The 18,151-nt window shown below is 65.6% G+C and carries 15 protein-coding genes and 1 other annotated feature; of the genes, 7 read left to right on the top strand and 8 right to left on the bottom strand.

Going from position 1 to position 18,151, the window contains the following annotated elements:
* Window positions 1-75: 75 nt before the first annotated feature.
* The 3 genes from OCK02_RS18485 to OCK02_RS18475 form a co-directional block, all read right to left on the bottom strand.
* The gene (locus OCK02_RS18485; RefSeq protein WP_263814310.1) at window positions 76-1,401 is read right to left on the bottom strand and encodes a L,D-transpeptidase family protein; all 1,326 of its coding nucleotides are present in this window, start codon (window positions 1,399-1,401) and stop codon (window positions 76-78) included.
* Between the two features lie 415 nt (window positions 1,402-1,816).
* Window positions 1,817-2,326, bottom strand: a complete 510-nt coding sequence (gene ldtR / locus OCK02_RS18480; protein WP_263814309.1) for a transcriptional regulator LdtR — start codon at window positions 2,324-2,326, stop codon at window positions 1,817-1,819.
* A 122-nt stretch (window positions 2,327-2,448) separates the two neighbouring features.
* Window positions 2,449-2,886: a DUF6163 family protein gene (locus OCK02_RS18475; RefSeq protein ID WP_230803646.1), complete on the bottom strand. Its 438-nt coding sequence runs from the start codon at window positions 2,884-2,886 to the stop codon at window positions 2,449-2,451.
* Window positions 2,887-3,030: 144 nt separating this feature from the next.
* Between OCK02_RS18475 and hemB the strand changes: the two genes are divergently transcribed.
* From hemB to OCK02_RS18445, 6 genes are all read left to right on the top strand, one after another.
* Window positions 3,031-4,038 (top strand): porphobilinogen synthase, encoded by a 1,008-nt coding sequence (gene hemB / locus OCK02_RS18470; protein ID WP_263814308.1) that lies wholly within the window; start codon window positions 3,031-3,033, stop codon window positions 4,036-4,038.
* A gap of 110 nt (window positions 4,039-4,148) precedes the next feature.
* Window positions 4,149-4,610, top strand: a complete 462-nt coding sequence (locus tag OCK02_RS18465) for an RDD family protein (RefSeq protein WP_263814307.1) — start codon at window positions 4,149-4,151, stop codon at window positions 4,608-4,610.
* Between the two features lie 201 nt (window positions 4,611-4,811).
* Window positions 4,812-5,573 (top strand): arginyltransferase, encoded by a 762-nt coding sequence (locus OCK02_RS18460; protein ID WP_263814306.1) that lies wholly within the window; start codon window positions 4,812-4,814, stop codon window positions 5,571-5,573.
* A 15-nt stretch (window positions 5,574-5,588) separates the two neighbouring features.
* A complete protein-coding gene (locus tag OCK02_RS18455) occupies window positions 5,589-6,509 on the top strand; it encodes a DMT family transporter (protein WP_263814305.1) in 921 nt (306 codons plus the stop codon).
* A gap of 63 nt (window positions 6,510-6,572) precedes the next feature.
* Window positions 6,573-6,794 (top strand): AbrB/MazE/SpoVT family DNA-binding domain-containing protein, encoded by a 222-nt coding sequence (locus tag OCK02_RS18450; protein WP_183807103.1) that lies wholly within the window; start codon window positions 6,573-6,575, stop codon window positions 6,792-6,794.
* Entirely contained in the window at window positions 6,791-7,189 is a 399-nt protein-coding gene (locus OCK02_RS18445; RefSeq protein ID WP_263814304.1) for a type II toxin-antitoxin system death-on-curing family toxin, read from the top strand. Before OCK02_RS18450 ends, OCK02_RS18445 begins: the two co-directional genes overlap by 4 nt.
* 3 nt (window positions 7,190-7,192) lie before the next feature.
* Here the strand turns inward: OCK02_RS18445 and parC are convergent, their stop codons facing one another.
* A complete protein-coding gene (parC, locus tag OCK02_RS18440; protein WP_263814303.1) occupies window positions 7,193-9,472 on the bottom strand; it encodes a DNA topoisomerase IV subunit A in 2,280 nt (759 codons plus the stop codon).
* Between the two features lie 213 nt (window positions 9,473-9,685).
* Between parC and OCK02_RS18435 the strand changes: the two genes are divergently transcribed.
* Window positions 9,686-10,873, top strand: coding sequence for a hypothetical protein (locus tag OCK02_RS18435; RefSeq protein ID WP_263814302.1), 1,188 nt, complete (start codon window positions 9,686-9,688; stop codon window positions 10,871-10,873).
* A 73-nt stretch (window positions 10,874-10,946) separates the two neighbouring features.
* On the opposite strand, the gene OCK02_RS18430 is transcribed toward OCK02_RS18435, so the two are convergent.
* From OCK02_RS18430 to aspS, 4 genes are all read right to left on the bottom strand, one after another.
* Complete coding sequence (locus tag OCK02_RS18430) at window positions 10,947-12,431, bottom strand: SulP family inorganic anion transporter (protein ID WP_263814301.1); 1,485 nt, start codon at window positions 12,429-12,431, stop codon at window positions 10,947-10,949.
* A 70-nt stretch (window positions 12,432-12,501) separates the two neighbouring features.
* Window positions 12,502-12,557: a sequence feature (sul1 is cis-regulatory element that is thought to sense ions involved in sulfur or methionine metabolism; They are found in Alphaproteobacteria), on the bottom strand.
* 139 nt (window positions 12,558-12,696) lie between these two features.
* The gene (locus OCK02_RS18425; protein WP_263814300.1) at window positions 12,697-14,832 is read right to left on the bottom strand and encodes a methyl-accepting chemotaxis protein; all 2,136 of its coding nucleotides are present in this window, start codon (window positions 14,830-14,832) and stop codon (window positions 12,697-12,699) included.
* A gap of 111 nt (window positions 14,833-14,943) precedes the next feature.
* On the bottom strand, window positions 14,944-15,420 hold the full coding sequence (locus OCK02_RS18420; RefSeq protein WP_230803616.1) for an FUSC family protein: 477 nt from the start codon (window positions 15,418-15,420) through the stop codon (window positions 14,944-14,946).
* 4 nt (window positions 15,421-15,424) lie between these two features.
* Window positions 15,425-17,266, bottom strand: coding sequence for an aspartate--tRNA ligase (gene aspS, locus OCK02_RS18415; RefSeq protein ID WP_263814299.1), 1,842 nt, complete (start codon window positions 17,264-17,266; stop codon window positions 15,425-15,427).
* Between the last annotated feature and the right edge of the window lie 885 nt (window positions 17,267-18,151).

Below are 18,151 nucleotides of genomic sequence, written 5' to 3'. Positions count from 1 at the left end.
GGCCGACGCCCGCAACGGAAAGGGCCGCGCAACCTTCCGATTGCACGGCCCTGCGAAAGTCGCGGCGAGGCAGGCTTACTGCGGCAGGAAGTCCCGCTCGATCGGGCCGGCGGCCTGTTCGACGCCGATATTGGTCTGCAGCGCCAGTTCGGCCACGCCGTCCTGCTCGTAGATGTCGTCGCGGAACTGCACGACGCGATCGGTCGCCGACCAGGCCGTGACGTAGACGATATAGACCGGCACTTCCTGGGCGAGCTTGATCGGGGTGTTCTGGCGGGTGGCAATGACGCGCTCGATCTCCTGGCGCGACCAGCCCTGCGTATCGCGCAGCAGCCAGGTGATGAGGTCGCGGACGTTCTGCACGCGCACGCAGCCGGAGGATTCAAAGCGCATCAGCTTGTTGAACAGGCCCTGCGAGGGCGTGTCGTGCATGTACTCGTTGTTCGGATTGTGGAAGTTGATCTTCGTCGAGGCCATGGCGTTGATCTTGCCGGGGTCCTGCCGGAACATCAGGTTCGGCGCCTTGTCGGCGTACCAGTCGATCGTCTCCGGCGCCACCTCGTTGCCCTTGCCGTCGAGGAGGCGAATGGCGTTGTCCTTCAGGTAGCTCGGATTCTTGCGCATCAGCGGCACGATATCCTTCTCGATGATCGAGCGCGGCGCGGTCCAGTACGGGTTCAGGATGACTTCGTAGATCTTGGAGTTGATGGCATGCGTCGGCCGGTCGATCTTGCCGACGATGGCGGCGTGGCGGAGCGCCACGCGATTGTTCTCGACGGCCTCGATATAGGCAGCCGGGATATTGACCATCACGAAGCGGTGGCCGAGGTCGCCGGACATGGCCTGGATGCGGATGAGGTTGGTCTGGAGCTGGCCGAGACGGACATTCGCCGGAACGTTCATCGCCTTCAGCGTGAACTCGCCGAGCACGCCGTCCGCGGGCAGGCCGTGGCGGGCCTGGAAGCGCTTGACCGCGCCGTCGACGTAGGAATCGTAGGCGTTCGAGATGCCGGCCGAGCGCGGCAGGTCGCCCGAGACGATCAGGCGCTGGCGCAACTGCTGGACGGAACCATCGCTGACGCCGAGCTCGAGCCTCTGCGAGGCATTGACCATCGGCCAGCCGCCGCTGGAGACGATGTTCTGGTAGTCGAAGATCGCCTGCTGGATGTGGCCGGCCGAGCCGGGGCCGAAGATCGGATTGTTGGAGACGACGGCTGTCGCGGTGCGCGACGCCTTGGCGTCGAACTGGTCGTCCCAGTTGCCCCGCCCCGTGGCGTTGAGGATGTCGTCGATCGCGGTCTGGGCGGCGGCCGATCCGGCAACGGCGGCAGCGCCGACAGTGGCTGCGGACCGCAGGAAGGCGCGGCGCGAAAACACATCAATTCCGATCTTGCGAGACATCTATCCTACCATTCTCTGTCCGGCCGCAAGCGACCATCGCCCGTACGAATCTTGCGCCACACGGCCCATATCCCACGGAACCTAATACGAACAGGGTTAACAAACGGAGACCGGCCATGCCGAACCTGCATGGCTGGAGCCATCCTCTCGCTGTCACAGTAATATGGCCAAAGCGTGTCTGGCGACCACACGCCGCCGTCACGCAGGCGTGATCGCGGGGTGATGTCCGGAGGTGACTGCGGCATGTCTCCATCGCTCGATGGAAGCGGCGCTCGACCGCCTCGCCGGAAATTCCGACCGGCGCTGATTTCAGTTCAGGGGCGCGCGCGCCTGCATCGGGCAGGCATCATCGCAGCGCTGCGGGCGGTCGCCGTTTCGCATTCCGGCATACGGCGACCGCGCCTTTCCGGCGCCATCACAGGCGGTACAGGATCGAGTCGTTCCAGAAGCGATCGAGGCGCTGCAGCAGGCGGTTCATCTCGGTGAACTCGTTCTCGCCGATGCCGCCGACCTGCTGGATCGAGCCGATGTGGCGCTCGTAGAGCCTGGCGACCGTCTCGGCCACTTCCTGGCCGCTCTCGGTCAGGCTGATGCGGACCGAGCGGCGGTCGACGCGGGAGCGCTGGTGGTTGATGAAGCCGAGGTCGACCAGCTTCTTGACGTTGTAGGAGACGTTCGAGCCGAGGTAGTAGCCGCGCGAGCGCAGTTCGCCGGCGGTCAGTTCGGAGTTGCCGATGTTGAAGAGCAGCAGCGCCTGGACGGCGTTGACGTCGGAACGGCCGGCACGGTCGAACTCGTCCTTGATGACGTCGAGCAGGCGACGGTGCAGGCGCTCGACGAGGTGGAGGGATTCCAGATAGAGATTGCGGATCGCAACTTCCTGCTGGTCGATGGCGGGTGCCTGCGGCTTAAGCTTCGTGTTCATTTTCTGCCTCACTGTTTTGGTGGCGGTGTCTGTTCCCGCCTTGAGTGAGACCCTATCGAATGCGTCTAAAATTCTACTTAAACCGCAGCCTTAACAGCGCCTTACCGAAACGCGACCCTGTCTCAGGGTAAATCAGTCCTTACCTGGCGCGCCTGCTTGCGCCGCTGCAGGAACAGGGCAAGCTGGAAAAGCACGTAGACGGCGGCCACCGCGAGATGGGCGATGACGAGCAGCGGCTTGATGCCGAAGATGGAGGGATAGAACGCGTGCATGGCGATCTCGGTCGCCGCCGCGAGCACCCAGATGACCGCTCCCCAGGGGGCCAGCAGCCACAGGCCGACGGCGGCCACGGGGAACATGACGGCCAGTGCCGTCGAGGCCGCCTTCCAGGCCGACGGCAGGAGGTCGAAGCGCCCCCTCCCCTCCAGCGAGAAGCCGGTCAGCATCGCCCAGTACTGCAGCGCGAACCACAGGCACAGGATGGCCATCATCCGCAGAAACAGCATGTACAGCGTGTCCGTCAGCGTCCATCGCGGCACGTTTGGAGAATCAGAAGCCATGGGCGGACAATAGCAGCCCGCCACCGCCCATAAAGCATCAATGTCCGCAACAAGGGCTTCGTGCCGCATTCGCGCGGGCGCCGCATTCTGCTATGGAGCGATCGACATGCCATGAGCAGACAGAACCTCGCAAGGACAGGACCCATGACCAACATCGTCGACCAGATCACCGGCCACCGGCGCATGCGCCGCAACCGCAAGGCGGACTGGACGAGGCGCCTCGTGCAGGAGAGCAGGCTGACGGTCGACGACCTGATCTGGCCGGTCTTCGTCGTTCCCGGCTCGAACGTCGTGGAGCCGATCCCTTCGATGCCGGGCGTCAGCCGCATGAGCGTGGACCGCCTGGTCGAGGCGGCGAAGGAAGCGGCCGACCTCGGCGTGCCGGCGCTCGCCACCTTTCCCAACATCGAGATGAGCCTGCGCGACGACACCGGATCGAACAGCCTTGCCGCCGACAATCTCATCAACCAGGCGACGCGGGCGCTCAAGCAGCACGTGCCGCAGATCGGCGTGATCACCGACGTGGCGCTCGATCCCTTCACCAGCCACGGCCATGACGGCATCCTGCGCGGCAGCGAGATCGTCAACGACGAGACGGTGGAACAGGTGGCAAAGGCTGCCGTCGTCCAGGCGGACGCCGGCTCCGACATCATCTCGCCGTCCGAGATGATGGACGGGCGGATCGGCGTGATCCGCCAGGCGCTGGACGCGGCCGGCCACCAGAACGTCGGCATCATGTCCTATGCGACCAAGTTCGCCTCCGCCTTCTACGGTCCCTATCGCGAGGCGATCGGCACCGGCGGGCTGCTGAAGGGCGACAAGAAGACCTATTATATCGATCCCGCCAACGGCACCGAGGCGATCCGCGACGCGGCACTCGACGTCGAGGAGGGGGCGGACATGCTGATGGTCAAGCCGGGCCTGCCCTATCTCGACATCTGCTGGCGGATGAAGGAGGCGTTCGGCCTGCCGGTGTTCGCCTACCAGGTGTCCGGCGAATATGCGCAGATCAGGGCCGCGGCGATGAACGGCTGGATCGACGGCGACCGGGTGATTATGGAGACGCTGCTGGCCTTCAAGCGCGCGGGCTGCGACGGCATCCTGACCTATTTCGCCGTCGAGGTGGCAAGGGCGCTGGCGAAGAAGGGCTGACCGCCCGAACCGGTCATCGCATCGGCTTTCCGGGGGATACCGCGTGCGTTTGTTGCATTCGCACCGGCAATTCCCATATCAGGAACATGATTGAACGTAGGAGCCATTCGATGAGCAATATTGACGAGGTTCGTCTGCCGAGCACGGACTGGCGCGCCTACCGCGGCGTGCTGTCGCGACGGATCTTCGCCTTCCTGATCGACTATGCGATCGTGGCGCTCCTCTGGGTGCCGGCGGCGGTGGTCGTCTTCTTTCTCGGCATCATCACGCTGGGGCTTGGCTGGATGCTCTATCCGGCTCTGTTCGTCATTGTCGCCATGCTCTATTTCGGCCTGACGGTCGGCGGGCCGAACCAGGCGAGCGTCGGCATGAACGTGATGGATCTCGCCGTCATGCGCACCGACGGGCGGCCGATGGATTTCCTCACCTCCGTCGTCTACCTCGTGCTGTTCTGGATCGGCAATGCGCTTTTGACGCCGTTCATCCTGCTGATCGGTCTCTTCACCGACCGCAGCCGCCTCTTGCATGATCTCCTGCTCGGCACCGTCGTCGTCAGGCGATCGAGCCTCTAGGGTCAGGACCTGGCACCGCTTGCATCCGGAGCGCCCGCCGAAGCCGCGCCTCAGCCATTGCGCTGCCGGCATTCTTCGAAAGGAGGTTCCGGATGCCCTTCATTTGTAATGTTTCGCCCGGTCGGGACCGGTTGACCTTTTGCTCAACTGCGCCATGCTAATATTGATCGTCAGGCCCGGTTGGAGTCGCGCGCCGAAAACATGAATACCCAAACAACCCCTGCTCCCCAGTTCTATCTGACGGCTCCGGCTGCTTGCCCGTACCTGCCGCATGAAATGGAGCGGAAGGTGTTCACCCATCTGGTCGGCGAGCGCGCGCCCGAACTCAACGACCTCTTGACCCAGGGTGGCTTCCGCCGTTCGCAGAACATCGCCTACCGCCCCGCCTGCGAAACCTGCCGGGCCTGCATCTCGGTGCGCATCCTCGTCAACGAGTTCCGGCCGACCCGCTCGATGCGGCGCGTGCTCGCCGGCAATGCCGATCTCGTGGGTTACGAGTATCCGGCCGAACCGTCGAGCGAGCAGTATTCCCTGTTCCGCAGCTACCTCGACCGCCGCCACCAGAAGGGCGGCATGTCCGACATGTCGGTGCTCGACTATGCGATGATGGTGGAGGATACCCATGTCCACACCAAGATTATCGAGTACCGCAAGCGCACGGAGGGATCCGGCCTGGAAGAGCGGCCGCGCGGCGAACTGGTCTCGGTGGCGCTGACGGACCGGATGGGCGACGGGCTGTCGATGGTCTATTCCTTCTTCGATCCCGCCCAGGACCAGCGTTCGCTCGGAACCTTCATGATCCTGGATCACGTCCGGCGTGCCAAGGCGCTGGGCCTGCCCCATGTCTATCTCGGCTACTGGGTCAAGGGATCGCGGAAGATGGACTATAAAACAAAGTTTTTGCCGCAGGAGCACCTGATGGCACGCGGCTGGGAACGCTATGATGGCGAAACCTCTGACTGAGAATCGGATTTTCGCTTGTCGTACCTCCAAGACCCCGCCCTGCACCGCAAGGGCCTGCTGATCACCGCCATCGGCGGCCTCGCGCTCTCCTTCGACATTCCTCTGATCCGCTCCGCGCAGGGCGAGGTGTGGTCGGTGCTGGCGGTGCGCAGCCTTGCGACCTGCACCGTCGCTTTCGTCGTGTGGTCGATCGTGCGCCTCCTGCTTCGGCGCCCGCTCACGCTCGTTCCGGGCCGCGCGGGCATCCTGGCCGGCGCGCTCTACGGCATCGGGTCGATGACCTTCATGCTCGCGGTCTTCAACACGACGACGGCGAACGTGGTCTTCATCCTCGCCTTCACCTCGATGTTCGCGGCATTGCTCTCCTGGATCTTCCTCGGCGAGCGGCCGGCCAACGCGACGCTGCTCGCCATGGCCGCCATGGTGTGCGGCGTGGCGCTGATCGTGCAGGACGGACTGGTCAGCGGCAATCTCTTCGGCGATGTGATGGCAGCCCTGAACGCGTTCGTGCTCGCCAGCGCGATCACCGTCAGCCGCAAGAGCGGCGCCGACATGGGGTTCGTGCCGCTCGTCGCCGCCGTCATCCCCGCCGCCGTCGCCCTAACCATGCTGCCGGGCGGGACGTTCCAGATCGAACAGCCCGGCTTCATCCTTTTCAACGGGCTGGTGATGATCCCGCTGGCGTTCTGGTGCCTCGCCACCGGCCCGCGCTATCTCTCCGCGCCCGAAGTCGGCATGTTCTACCTGCTGGAGACCATCCTTGCGCCGATCTGGGTGTGGATCATCTTCACCGAGCGCCCCTCCGGCCAGACGCTTGTGGGCGGCTCGATCCTGATTGCAGCGCTGTTCGCCCATTCGCTGTGGCAGATGCGCAGCAAGGCAAGGGCGGCGCGCCACCTCAAAGGCTGCCCAGAGGTCGCCGCGACACAGGCCTGACCGCTCGCATTGCGACGGCTCGCCATCCATGTTATAACACCGTTGCAACATGAGGACACGGCCATGAACGTCACCATCCGCAAGATCGGCAACTCCGAAGGCATCATCATCCCGAAAGAGGTGCTGGAGCGTCTGGGATTGAAGGCGGGGGACGAATTTGCCGTGACGGAAGAAAACGGCCAGCTCACGCTCGTTCCGCAAAATGCCGAGCTCGCCGAACAGCTCCGCGCCGCGAGCATCGGCATGGAGAAATACCGTGTCGCCCTGCGCGAACTCGCCAAATGAACCAGCTGAAGTGGCTCACCCGCGAGGCCATCGAGCTCGTCCATGGCGACCAGTTGCGAGAACATGGTGGCCTGCCGGGACTGAAGGACGAAAACGCGCTGGAAGCGGCGCTCGCGCGACCACAGCACAAGGCGGCTTACGGCGAGGATGACCTGTTCGTACTCGCAGCCGCCTACCTCTACGGTATCGTCCGCAACCATCCCTTCTCGGACGGCAACAAGCGCACCGGGTTTCTGGCGGCCTTCATGTTTCTCTACATCAACGGCCACCTGATCCGGGCGGATCAGGGCCTGGTGATCGAATTCGTTCTCGGCGTGGCCGCCGGCGAGATCGACGAGGACGGGGCGACACGCTTCCTGCGCGATTTCACCGCCCCCCTGCCCTCCAGGTCCTGAACCCTATCCGCTGAACTTGCCGCTGCGCGGGAAGCCCTTCGGCACCGTGCGGCCGGCGCCGGCGCGGTCGCCCATCCATTCGGCGAGCTCTTCCCGGGTGCGGACGAAGGTGCGGCCGGCGCTGTCGTCCCAGCTGAGCCCCTCGGCCATCGCAAAGCAGCGGAGGTCGGAAACGCCACCGTCCTTGTAGCGCTGCAGGCGCACGCCCTTGCCGCGCGACATTTCCGGCAGCTGTACGAGCGGGAAGATCAGCATCTTGCGGTTCTCGCCGACGACGGCGACGTGATCGCCGCGCACCGGCACCACGAGCCTCGCCTCGTCCGGCATGCCAACGTTCATGATCTGCTTGCCCTTGCGGGTATTGGCGACCATCTCGGTCTCGGCAACGACGAAGCCGTTGCCGGCCTGCGAGGCGAGGATCACCTTGCGGGCGGGATCATGGACGAAGGCCGTCAACACATCCTGGTCGTTTTCCATGTCGACCATGATCCGCAGCGGCTCGCCGTGGCCACGGCCGCCCGGCAGCTTGTCGGCGCCGAGGGTATAGACCTTGCCGCCGGTGGTGACGATCAGGATCTTGTCCGTCGTCTGCGCCGGGAAGGCGACGTTGAGCGCATCGCCCTCCTTGAACTGCAGGCCCGAGGTGTCGGCGATATGGCCCTTGAGCGCGCGGATCCAGCCCTTCTCGGAGATGACGACCGTCACCGGCTCCTTCTCGATCATGGCCTGCTGGATCGCCTCGATGTCGGTCTCCGGCGCATCCGAGAACTGGCTGCGACGACGGCCGATCTCGGTCGCCTTGGCGAACTTCTTCTTCACCTCGCCGATCTGCCAGGCCACCGTCTGCCACTGCTTGGCCTCCGAGGCGAGCAGGGATTCGATCTCAGCCTTCTCCTTGGTCAGGCCGTCGAACTCCGTGCGGATCTCGAATTCCTCGAGCTTGCGCAGCGAGCGCAGCCGCATGTTGAGGATCGATTCGGCCTGCAGGTCGGTGAGCGTGAAGCGCTCCATCAGGGCCGGCTTCGGCTCGTCCTCCTCGCGGATGATGCGGATGACCTCGTCGATATTGAGATAGGCGACGAGGTAGCCGCCGAGGATCTCCAGCCGGCGCTCGATCGCCGCCAGCCTGTGGCGCGAACGGCGCAGCAGCACCTCGCGGCGATGCGCCAGCCATTCCGACAGCACCTCGTTCAGCGCCATCACCCGCGGCACGCGGCCCATGGACAGCACGTTCATGTTGAGCGGAATGCGGCTTTCCAGCTCCGACAGCTTGAACAGCGATTCCATCAAGAGAGCCGCATCGACGCTGCGGCTCTTCGGCACCAGCACGATGCGCACGTCCTCGGCGGATTCGTCGCGGATGTCCTCCAAGAGCGGAACCTTCCGCGCAATCAGCAGTTCGGCGATCTTCTCGATCAGCCGCGACTTCTGCACCTGGTAGGGGATTTCGGTGACGACGATCTGGTAGCCGCCGCGGCCGAGGTCCTCGGTCTCCCATTTCGCCCGCACGCGGAATCCGCCGCGGCCGGTGCGGTAGGATTCCAGCATGCTCGCGCGGCTCTCGACGATCACGCCGCCGGTCGGGAAATCCGGTCCCTCGATGCCGCCCTTCTGCGGGTTGGCCGGATCGAACATCAGTTCCTCGACCGTCGCCTGCGGGTTCTTGATCAGGTAGAGTGCTGCGTCGCAGAGCTCGTGCGCATTGTGCGGCGGGATCGACGTCGCCATGCCGACCGCGATGCCCGAGGCACCGTTGGCGAGCAGGTTGGGGAAGGAGCCCGGCAGCACGACCGGCTCGTCGTCCTCCTCGTTGTAGGTGGGGCGGAAATCGACCGCATCCTCGTCGATCCCCTCCAGGATCAGTGTCGCGACGTCGGTCATGCGCGCTTCGGTGTAGCGCATCGCGGCCGCGTTATCGCCGTCGATGTTGCCGAAATTGCCCTGCCCGTCGACGAGCGGATAGCGGATGGCGAAATCCTGCGACAGGCGCACCAGCGCATCGTAGATCGAGGCGTCGCCGTGCGGGTGGAACTTACCCATCACGTCGCCGACGATGCGGGCGCATTTCTTGTAGGCCTGCCCCGGATCGAGCCTGAGCACGCGCATGGCATGGACGATGCGGCGGTGGACCGGCTTGAGACCGTCGCGAACGTCGGGCAATGCCCGGTGCATGATGGTCGACAGCGCATAGGCGAGATAGCGCTCTTCGAGCGCCGCCTTCAGGTCGACCGGAAGGATGTTGTCGTCGTCTCCGCCACCGGGCGGCAAAATCTCTTGTCCCATGGGACTTGACTAGCGAACTAGCCGATTCGCGGCAAGAAATCCGGGCGATTGCGCTGTGGATAGCCGCGCGGGTGCAGGTCACATTTCCGGGCCCTTCGCCCACTAGACTGGCCTTGCACGGATGCTTAACCGCGCGCGAATATTGTCCGCGCGCCACACGTATAAGTGCGGGGACGGCACCCGTCATCCTATTGCCAGATAAGAGGAATTCCGATGTTTCATTACCGCACTCTCCGCACGACGCTGACAGGCGTTGCGCTTGCAGCCCTTGCAGGCCCCGCCTTCGCGCTGGACGGCGCCGACCTCGTCGCCAAGCTCAATGCGGCGAACGGCGCAAGCGGGCTGACCGTCTCCTTCGCCAGCATCGCCACCGACGGCGACACCCTGACCCTCCAGGGCACGAAGGTGACGTCGACCGGCGGCGAGCCGGCGGAGATCGGCGACGTCAGGCTCGAGGGCGTGGCGGAAAGCGGCGACGGCGGTTATACGGTCGAGACGGTCCGGTTTGCCGACGTCAACCGCACCGAGGGCGACACGACCATCACGGCGAGCGGCATGCAGCTCGGCGGGCTCGTCATCCCGGCGAAGGCCGACGGCACCTCGCTCGACACCATGCTTTTCTACGAGCGCGCCAGCTCCGGCCCGATCACGGTCGCAAACAAGGGCACCGAGGTCTTCTCCCTCTCCGGCATGGAGGGCAACGTCGTGCGCCGCGCCGGCAATGCCGGGCTCGACTATGACGGCACGGTCTCCGGCATCAAGGCTGACCTCACCCAGGTCGACGACCCGAAGAGCCGCGAGACGATCCAGAAGCTGGGCCTGACCACAATCAGCGGCAAGGCCAGCATGAAGGGCGGCTGGGCGCTCGACACCGGCCTGATGACGGTCGACGAATACGCGATCGACTTCGACGATATCGGCCGGCTTGACCTCACCTTCGCCATTTCCGGCTACACGCTGGACTTCATCAATGCGATGCGCGAGGCGATCGAGGCGAGCCAGGCCAACGCCAACAGCGACGAAGCCAACAACGCGCTCGGCATGTCGATGCTGGGGCTGATGCAGCAACTGACCTTCAACAGCGCCAAGGTCAGCTTCGTCGACGCCTCGCTGACGAAGAAGGTGCTGGACGTCGTCGGCGCCGAACAGGGCGTCAGCGGCGAGCAGATGGCGCAGTCGCTGAAGGGTCTGGCGCCGCTGATGATCGCGCAGCTCAACATGCCGGAGTTGCAGAACCAGATCGCCCAGGCGGTCAACACCTATCTCGACGACCCGCGAAGCCTGACGATCACCGCGGCCCCGGCAGCACCGGTCCCCTTCCCGATGATCATGGGCGCCGCCATGGGCGCGCCGAACACGATCCCGCAGGTGCTGGGCGTGACGGTGACGGCGAACGAGTAGGCAACGGCCCTGCGACCGACGATGAGCGACCCGGCGGCGATCCCGCCGGGTTTTCCATGCCCGATTGGGCCACTCAGTGCGATGCAGGCAGTGCTGCGCCGTCCTTGTCGTGCACGGCGAAGCGGTCGAGCATGTGCGCACTCGCCTCGTTCAGACCGCGCACCTCGACGTCGATGCCGTGACGGCGATACTTCAGCACCACCTTGTCCAGCGCGCCGACGGCGCTGATGTCCCAGAGGTGGGCGCCGGAGACGTCGATCACCACCTTCTCCACCTCCTCGACGAAATCGAAGGCCGCGACGAAGCTTTCCGTTGAGGCGAAGAAGACCTGGCCCTCAACCACATAGGTGCGAACCCTGCTGCCGGCATCGATCCCGGAACGGACCCGGAAGAGCCGTGCCACCTTGCCGGCGAAGAAGACGCCGGAGAGCAGCACGCCGACCAGCACGCCCTTGGCGAGATCATGCGTGCCGACCGTCGTCACCACCGTCGCCAGCATCACGATCGAGGACGACAGCGGATTGCGGCGCAGGTCGAGCACCGAGCGCCAGGAGAACGTGCCGATCGAGACCATGATCATCACCGCCACCAGTGCGGCCATCGGGATGATGCGGACGAGGTCGTCGAGGACAAGGATCAGGAACAGAAGAAACGCGCCGGCGACGAAGGTCGACAGCCGCCCGCGGCCGCCGGAGGTGACGTTGATCACCGACTGGCCGATCATGGCGCAGCCGCCCATGCCGCCGATCAGGCCGGAGGCGATGTTGCTGGCACCCTGGCCGATGCACTCCTGGCTCTTCGAGCTCGTCGTGTCGGTCATGTCGTCGACGATCTGCGCCGTCAGGAGCGATTCCAGCAGGCCGACCGCGGCGAGCGCCACCGAATAGGGAAAGATGATCTGCAGCGTCTCGAAGGTCAGCGGCACCTGCGGCAGGGCGAAGACGGGGAGCGCTGCGGGAAGCTCGCCGAGATCGCCGACGGTGCGCAGGTCCAGCCCGCCCAACCAGGCGACCGCGGTCAGGACGAGGATCGCCACGAGCGGCGACGGCACGGCCTTGGTCACGTAGGGGAAGAGGTAAATGATGGCGAGGCCGGCGGCGATCATCACATAGGTCAGGTGCGGCACGCCGACGAGTTCGGGCAGTTGCGCCATGAAGATCAGGATCGCCAGCGCATTGACGAAGCCTGTTATGACCGAGCGCGAGACGAAGCGCATCACGCGGCCGAGCTTCAACATGCCTGCTGCGATCTGGATCGCACCCATCAGGAGCGTGGCGGCGAAGAGGTATTGCAGCCCGTGCTCCTTGACGAGCGTGACCATCAGGACGGCGGTCGCCGCTGTCGCAGCCGAGATCATGCCGGGCCGGCCGCCGGCAAAGGCGGAGACGCAGGCGATGGCGAAGGAGGCGAACAGGCCGACCTTGGGATCGACGCCGGCGATGACGGAGAAGCCGATGGCTTCGGGAATGAGGGCCAGGGCGACGACGATCCCTGAGAGAATGTCGGCACGAATGTTGCCGAACCATTCGCGCCGGTAGGCGGATAGCGTGGTTTTCATGGAGAACTTCGCAAAATGAGAGCATCCAGGCCGGGGCTTGATCCGGCATGCGACTGGTCTGATGCTTTTGCGTTGTCTGGCGGATCGGCGGCCAGAAGAGCCACCCGGGGTTTCACCGGGTCCGGGGTGAGTTCCCGCTGTATAGACGCCGATCCGTTGCATGGCAACATCGCGCCGGTGACAGGGGTGACAGGCGAGCCCGTCAGGGATCCGGCGCGGCCCGCAATTCCGGGCAGGCCGCGACAGGGCGAGCGGGGCCGGCCGTTCAGCCCGCCTGTCGGGAAAACCGCAGGACCCGACGCTGCTCGTCGGCGACGTCGTCGCGTGCCTCGGTCGCTTCCGGCAGCCGGAAGGCGGCAACGAGGTCGCGCAGGCGTTCGGCCTGGGCGGCAAGGACGGCGCTGGCGGCGTTGTTCTCCTCCACCATGGCGGCGTTCTGCTGGGTGCCCTGATCCATCTGGTTGACGGCCTGGTTGACCTCCCTCAGGCCCAGCGACTGCTCGCGGGCGGAGACGGCGATCGCCTCCATGAGAGCGTGGATCGCCTTGACCTCGCTGCCGATCGCCTCCAGCGCCGTTCCGGTGTTGCGGACGATGCCGACGCCGTCCTCGACCTCGCTGCTCGACTGGCGGATCAGGTCCTTGATTTCCCTTGCGGCCACCGCCGAACGCTGCGCGAGTTCGCGCACCTCCTGGGCCACGACGGCGAAGCCGCGGCCCGCCTCGCCGGCGCGCGCCGCCTCGACGCCGGCGTTCAGCGCCAAGAGGTTGGTCTGGAAGGCGATCTCGTCGATGACGCCGATGATGCTGGAGATCCGCCGCGACGACTGCTCGATCCGCTCCATCGCGCCGACCGTGCCACCGACGAGCTCGGCGGTGCGCTCGGCATTGGCGTTGGCGCGGGTGGCGACGTCGCGGGCCTCCTGCGCCCGTTCCGCAGCCTGGGTGACATTGGCCGTGATCTCGTCGAGTGCGGCCGCCGTCTCCTCCAGCGCTGCCGCCTGCCGCTCGGTGCGGCCGGACAGCGTCTCGGCGCTGGCGCTGATCTCGCGGCTGCCGCCGTCGATGGTGATGCCGGCGGTGGCGATCTGTGCCAGCGTCCCGCCGAGCTGGCTGAGCGCCTGGTTGAGATCGTGGCGCAGCCCCTCGAATTCGGGGGAGAAAGGCTCGACCAGCGCGAAGTCGAGGTCGCCGTCGGCGAGACGCCGCAGGCCGCCGGCAAGGCCGCCGGTCGCCTGCATCAGCCGCTCATTCGCCTCGGCCTCGGCGGCGGCCTGGATGGCGACGCGTTCGGCCTCGGCCCGGCCACGCTCGGCTTCCGCCTGCTCCTCCAGCCGCCGGTTGTCGATCGCGGCCTGCCGGAACACTTCCAGAGCGGCCGCCATGGCGCCGATCTCGTCGCGCCGCTCCAGTCCCGGCACGGCAATCTCCGTCCGGCCGCCTGCAAGCGTGCGCATCGCCGCCGTCATCTGGCCGATCGGGCGGACGATCGAGCGGCCGACGAGCCAGACGGCCAGCAGCAATGCCGCCACCGCGCCGGCGATGAGGGCGGCGACCACCATGATCGTGCGGGCCGCCGAGGCGTCGGTTGCGGCGACGTGGTCGGTGCGGCCTGCCGCCAGGAGCGCGGTCGCGCGGTCCTTCGCCGGTTCGATGGCCGCATGGGCGGCGCTCACCGCCGCACGGGCGGCGGTTTCCCTCAGGCTCGCCTCGGCATAGAGGCGGAAGGCGTTGCGGTAGACGTCGAACCGCTCCATCACCCGCTGGCGCTGGGCGCCGGGCCGGTAGAGCTTGCGCACCAGGCCAGTGAACGTCTCGGCCTCCTCGGCGTGGCGAACGATGTATTTCGGGTCGCGGCGCAGGATGAAGTCCTTCTCGTGGCGGCGCAGCATCAGCATGCTGGCGAGCACGCCCGTGTCCTCGACGCCCTGCAACTGCTCCTCGATGTCGTGGACGGCCGAGCGCATGGCGCCTTCCAGCCCGGTGGACTGGTCGAGGCCCAGTTCCCCGTTGACCGTCACAAGGCTGGCGAAGGCGGCGCGATAGGCGGCAAAGCGCGCCTCGATCTCCTCAAGTTCGGCCGAGAGCGCCGGCTCGGCGGCGGAGCGGAGGGTCTCCAGGCGGGCCGTCGCCGCATCGGCGGTCGCTTCGAAGGCGGAACTTGCGGCCATCTCGCGGGCGAGCAGGAAATCCTTCTCGTTCAGCCGGGCGGCGAGGAAATCGGCCGAGAGGCTGGCGAACTCGGCCTCGCGGGCGGCGAGCCGGTAGCCGACCTCGCGGCTCTGGGCCTCGACCTGCCGCTGGACGAGCAGGATTCCGGCGATCACGGCGATGCCGGTGACGGCGAGTGCGCCGAGCAGCATCACGCGGTGGGCGATTTTGAGCTTTGACAACAGGAACATGGTGCGGTGCCATCGAAACGGGAACGGAGCCCGACCTATGGCTTTGCGAGACTTAACGGATATTCAAGCATTTATGAATGTTTTGTGACATTTCATAGGAGCACGCGCCGATCAGTCTTCCCGCTTGTTCCTGAAGAACATAACGGCCACCGTGACGCCGATCACCACGCCCAGAATGACGTCGAGGAAACGGGCGAGACCTGCGGATTGCGGGCCCATCAATAGGACAAGCATGGCGGAGACGCCGGCCTGGATGGGGACAACCGGCGCGGGGCCGAACAGCGAGGCCAGGATCATCGCGACAAAGGTGGCGCTGGCGAGCCGGACTTCGCCCCATTCGTAGGGGATCAGGAACGCCAGTTCGCCGACGAGAATGCCGACCGTCACGCCGAGGAGCAGGTTGGCGCCCTGCTTCAGGTGATCGGGAATGCCGGGCGCCAGGCAGATCAGCGCGCTGATCGCGGCGAAGAGCGGTTGCGGCTGGCCGAACAGCAGATGCGCCAGCCAGTAGGCCAAGGCGGCGGTGAGCGCCGCCGCCAGGGCACGGGAGAAAGCTGCGCGGCCGCGTTCGAACAGCGTCCGCAGCAAGGTCCTAGTCCTTCTTCGGCGTCGGGGTCACGCGCAGCGCCAGTTCGCGCAACTGTGCCGGGCTTGCCGGGCTCGGCGCGCCCATCAAGAGGTCCTGCGCCTGCTGGTTCATCGGGAACAGCGAGATCTCGCGCAGGTTCTTGGCGCCGACGAGCAGCATGACCACGCGGTCGATGCCGGCGGCCATGCCGCCATGCGGCGGAGCGCCGTACTGGAAGGCGCGGTAGAGGCCGCCGAAGCGGTCTTCCACGTCCTGCTGGCTGAGGCCGACCTTCTCGAAGGCCTTGACCATCAGTTCCGGCGACTGGTTACGGATCGAGCCCGAGGCGATCTCGAAGCCGTTGCAGACCATGTCGTACTGGTAGGCCTTGATCGAAAGCGGATCCTGGCTTTCAAGCGCGTCCAGCCCGCCCTGCGGCATGGAGAAGGGGTTGTGGGCGAAATCGATCTTCTTCTCGTCCTCGTTATATTCGAAGAACGGGAAATCGACGATCCAGCAGAGCTCGAAGCGGTCGCGGTCGACGAGGTTCAGTTCCTCGCCGGCGCGGGTGCGGGCTTCGCCGGCGAACTTGTAGAACTTGGCCGGGTCGCCGGCGACGAAGAAGCAGGCGTCGCCCGCTTCGAGACCCAGCTGGGTGCGCAGGGCTTCGGTCCGCTCTTCGCCGATGTTCTTGGCGAGCGGCCCAGAGCCTGCGAGCTTCTTAGTAGGCTGCAAAAATCCCATCATATTTGGGTTGGCAGGTGCCGTAACGATCTCCTCTTCCTTCCAGAATATGTACCCGAGACCCGGCTGGCCGGTCGACTGCGCCCAGGCGTTCATCCGGTCACAGAAGGCACGCGATCCGCCGGTCCTGGCCGGGATCGCCCAGACCTCGACCTTCGGGTTCGATGCGATCATGTTGGCGAAGACCTTGAAGCCGGAACCGGCGAAGTGCTCGGTGACGGCCTGCATCTCGATCGGGTTGCGCAGGTCCGGCTTATCGGAGCCGTACTTGCGGATCGCGGTGTCATAGGGAATGCGCGGGAACTGCTGCGTCACCGGCTTGCCGCCGGCAAACTCCTCGAAGATGCCGCGGATGACCGGCTCCATCGTGGTCCAGACGTCCTCCTGCTCGACGAAGCTCATCTCCAGGTCGAGCTGGTAGAATTCGCCCGGCAGGCGGTCGGCGCGCGGGTCCTCGTCGCGGAAGCACGGCGCGATCTGGAAGTAGCGGTCGAAGCCGGCAACCATCAGGAGCTGCTTGTACTGCTGCGGCGCCTGCGGCAGCGCGTAGAAGGTGCCCTCGTGGATGCGGCTCGGCACCAGGAAGTCGCGCGCACCCTCCGGCGAGGACGCCGTCAAGATCGGCGTCGAATATTCGGTGAAGCCGACATTGGTCATCTCGCGGCGCATGGCGGCGATGATCTGGGTACGCTTGACGATGTTCTTGTGCAGCGTCTCGCGGCGCAGGTCGAGGAAGCGGTACTTCAGGCGCACGTCCTCGGGATAGTCCGGCTCGCCGAAGACCGGCAGCGGCAGTTCCTTGGCGGCAGAGAGCACCTCGATCTCGTGGGCATAGAGCTCGACCTCGCCGGTCGGCATGTTCTTGTTGACCGTCTCGTCCGTGCGCGCCTTGACGAGGCCGTCGATGCGGATGACCCACTCGCCGCGAACGGTCTCGGCGACCTTGAAGGCGGGGCTGTCCGGATCGGCGACGACCTGGGTGATTCCGTAGTGGTCGCGCAGGTCGATGAAGAGCACGCCGCCATGGTCGCGGACGCGGTGGACCCAGCCGGAAAGACGGACCGTCTGGCCGACGTCGGACTTGCGGAGGGCGGCGCAGGTATGGCTGCGGTAACGGTGCATTGTTCTATCCTGGAATGCTGCGCGGCCAGACCCGGAAAGCGGGGCCGCGCGTCTTCAAAATCGGGCGGAAAAGCGCATGACCGGTCCGATTTGTCAAGGCTTGCGGCGGGAACGCCATGGGCGCTTGCCCAGGAACGAAGCTCGCCCTCCATCCTCCCCGCCAGGGGGAGGCTTGGCCCGGACGCTTCACCGAGGCTTCATCCGATCAGGCGAGCGCGACCTGCCCACACCGGCGAACATGATGAAAAAATGACACGCGACCGGCAAATCGGCATGTGAACAACTTCTTAAGGACTTGCCCGGCGCCCGCAGAACGAGCATGAAGAATTTGTTAACCCTGCCCGCGCGGCTTCGCAATCCGATTCGAAGCGCGGGAGGAGCCTGACGGAAGAAAAGCGCCCTCATGCCTGAACTCGTCCATCTTTGGCCCCTGCTCGTCACCTCTGTCGCGATCTATTATTTCTACCGGTGGGTGGTCACCGACATGAACCGCCGATAGGCCGGCAGCCCATCCGTCTTCGGGGCTCTGGAAGCCAGCGGACGGCAACGGGCATTCGCGCGACGGAAACGCCGCCCGCGTTGTTCGCATGGTTCGGACGGGGCGCTGGAAGCTGCCTCATCTGAGTTTGGTTATGTGACACCTTTCAGCGCCCCGTTCGACGGTTTTTGTCCGCAACTTCGCCCTGCTGCTCCAGTCGCAGGCGGTTTGCGCCGGCGACTGACCTGTGTGCCACCCGGACACGTCCGGAGCGCAACTCGGGACTTGTCCCGCCGTCTCCAGAGGAAGGCCTTTCTGCGAACCCCTCGGTGCGGGGAAACGCGTCCCTCCCCCGCACAAGGCGTCGGCTCCGCCTCGCCGCGACGCCTCGCGGTGCATCCGTGACG

The sequence above is a fragment of the Rhizobium sp. TRM96647 genome (assembly GCF_025780115.1).
Lineage (GTDB): Bacteria > Pseudomonadota > Alphaproteobacteria > Rhizobiales > Rhizobiaceae > Mycoplana.
Note: the sequence above shows the minus strand (reverse complement) of the source record. Positions and strands in the feature narration are given on the sequence as shown.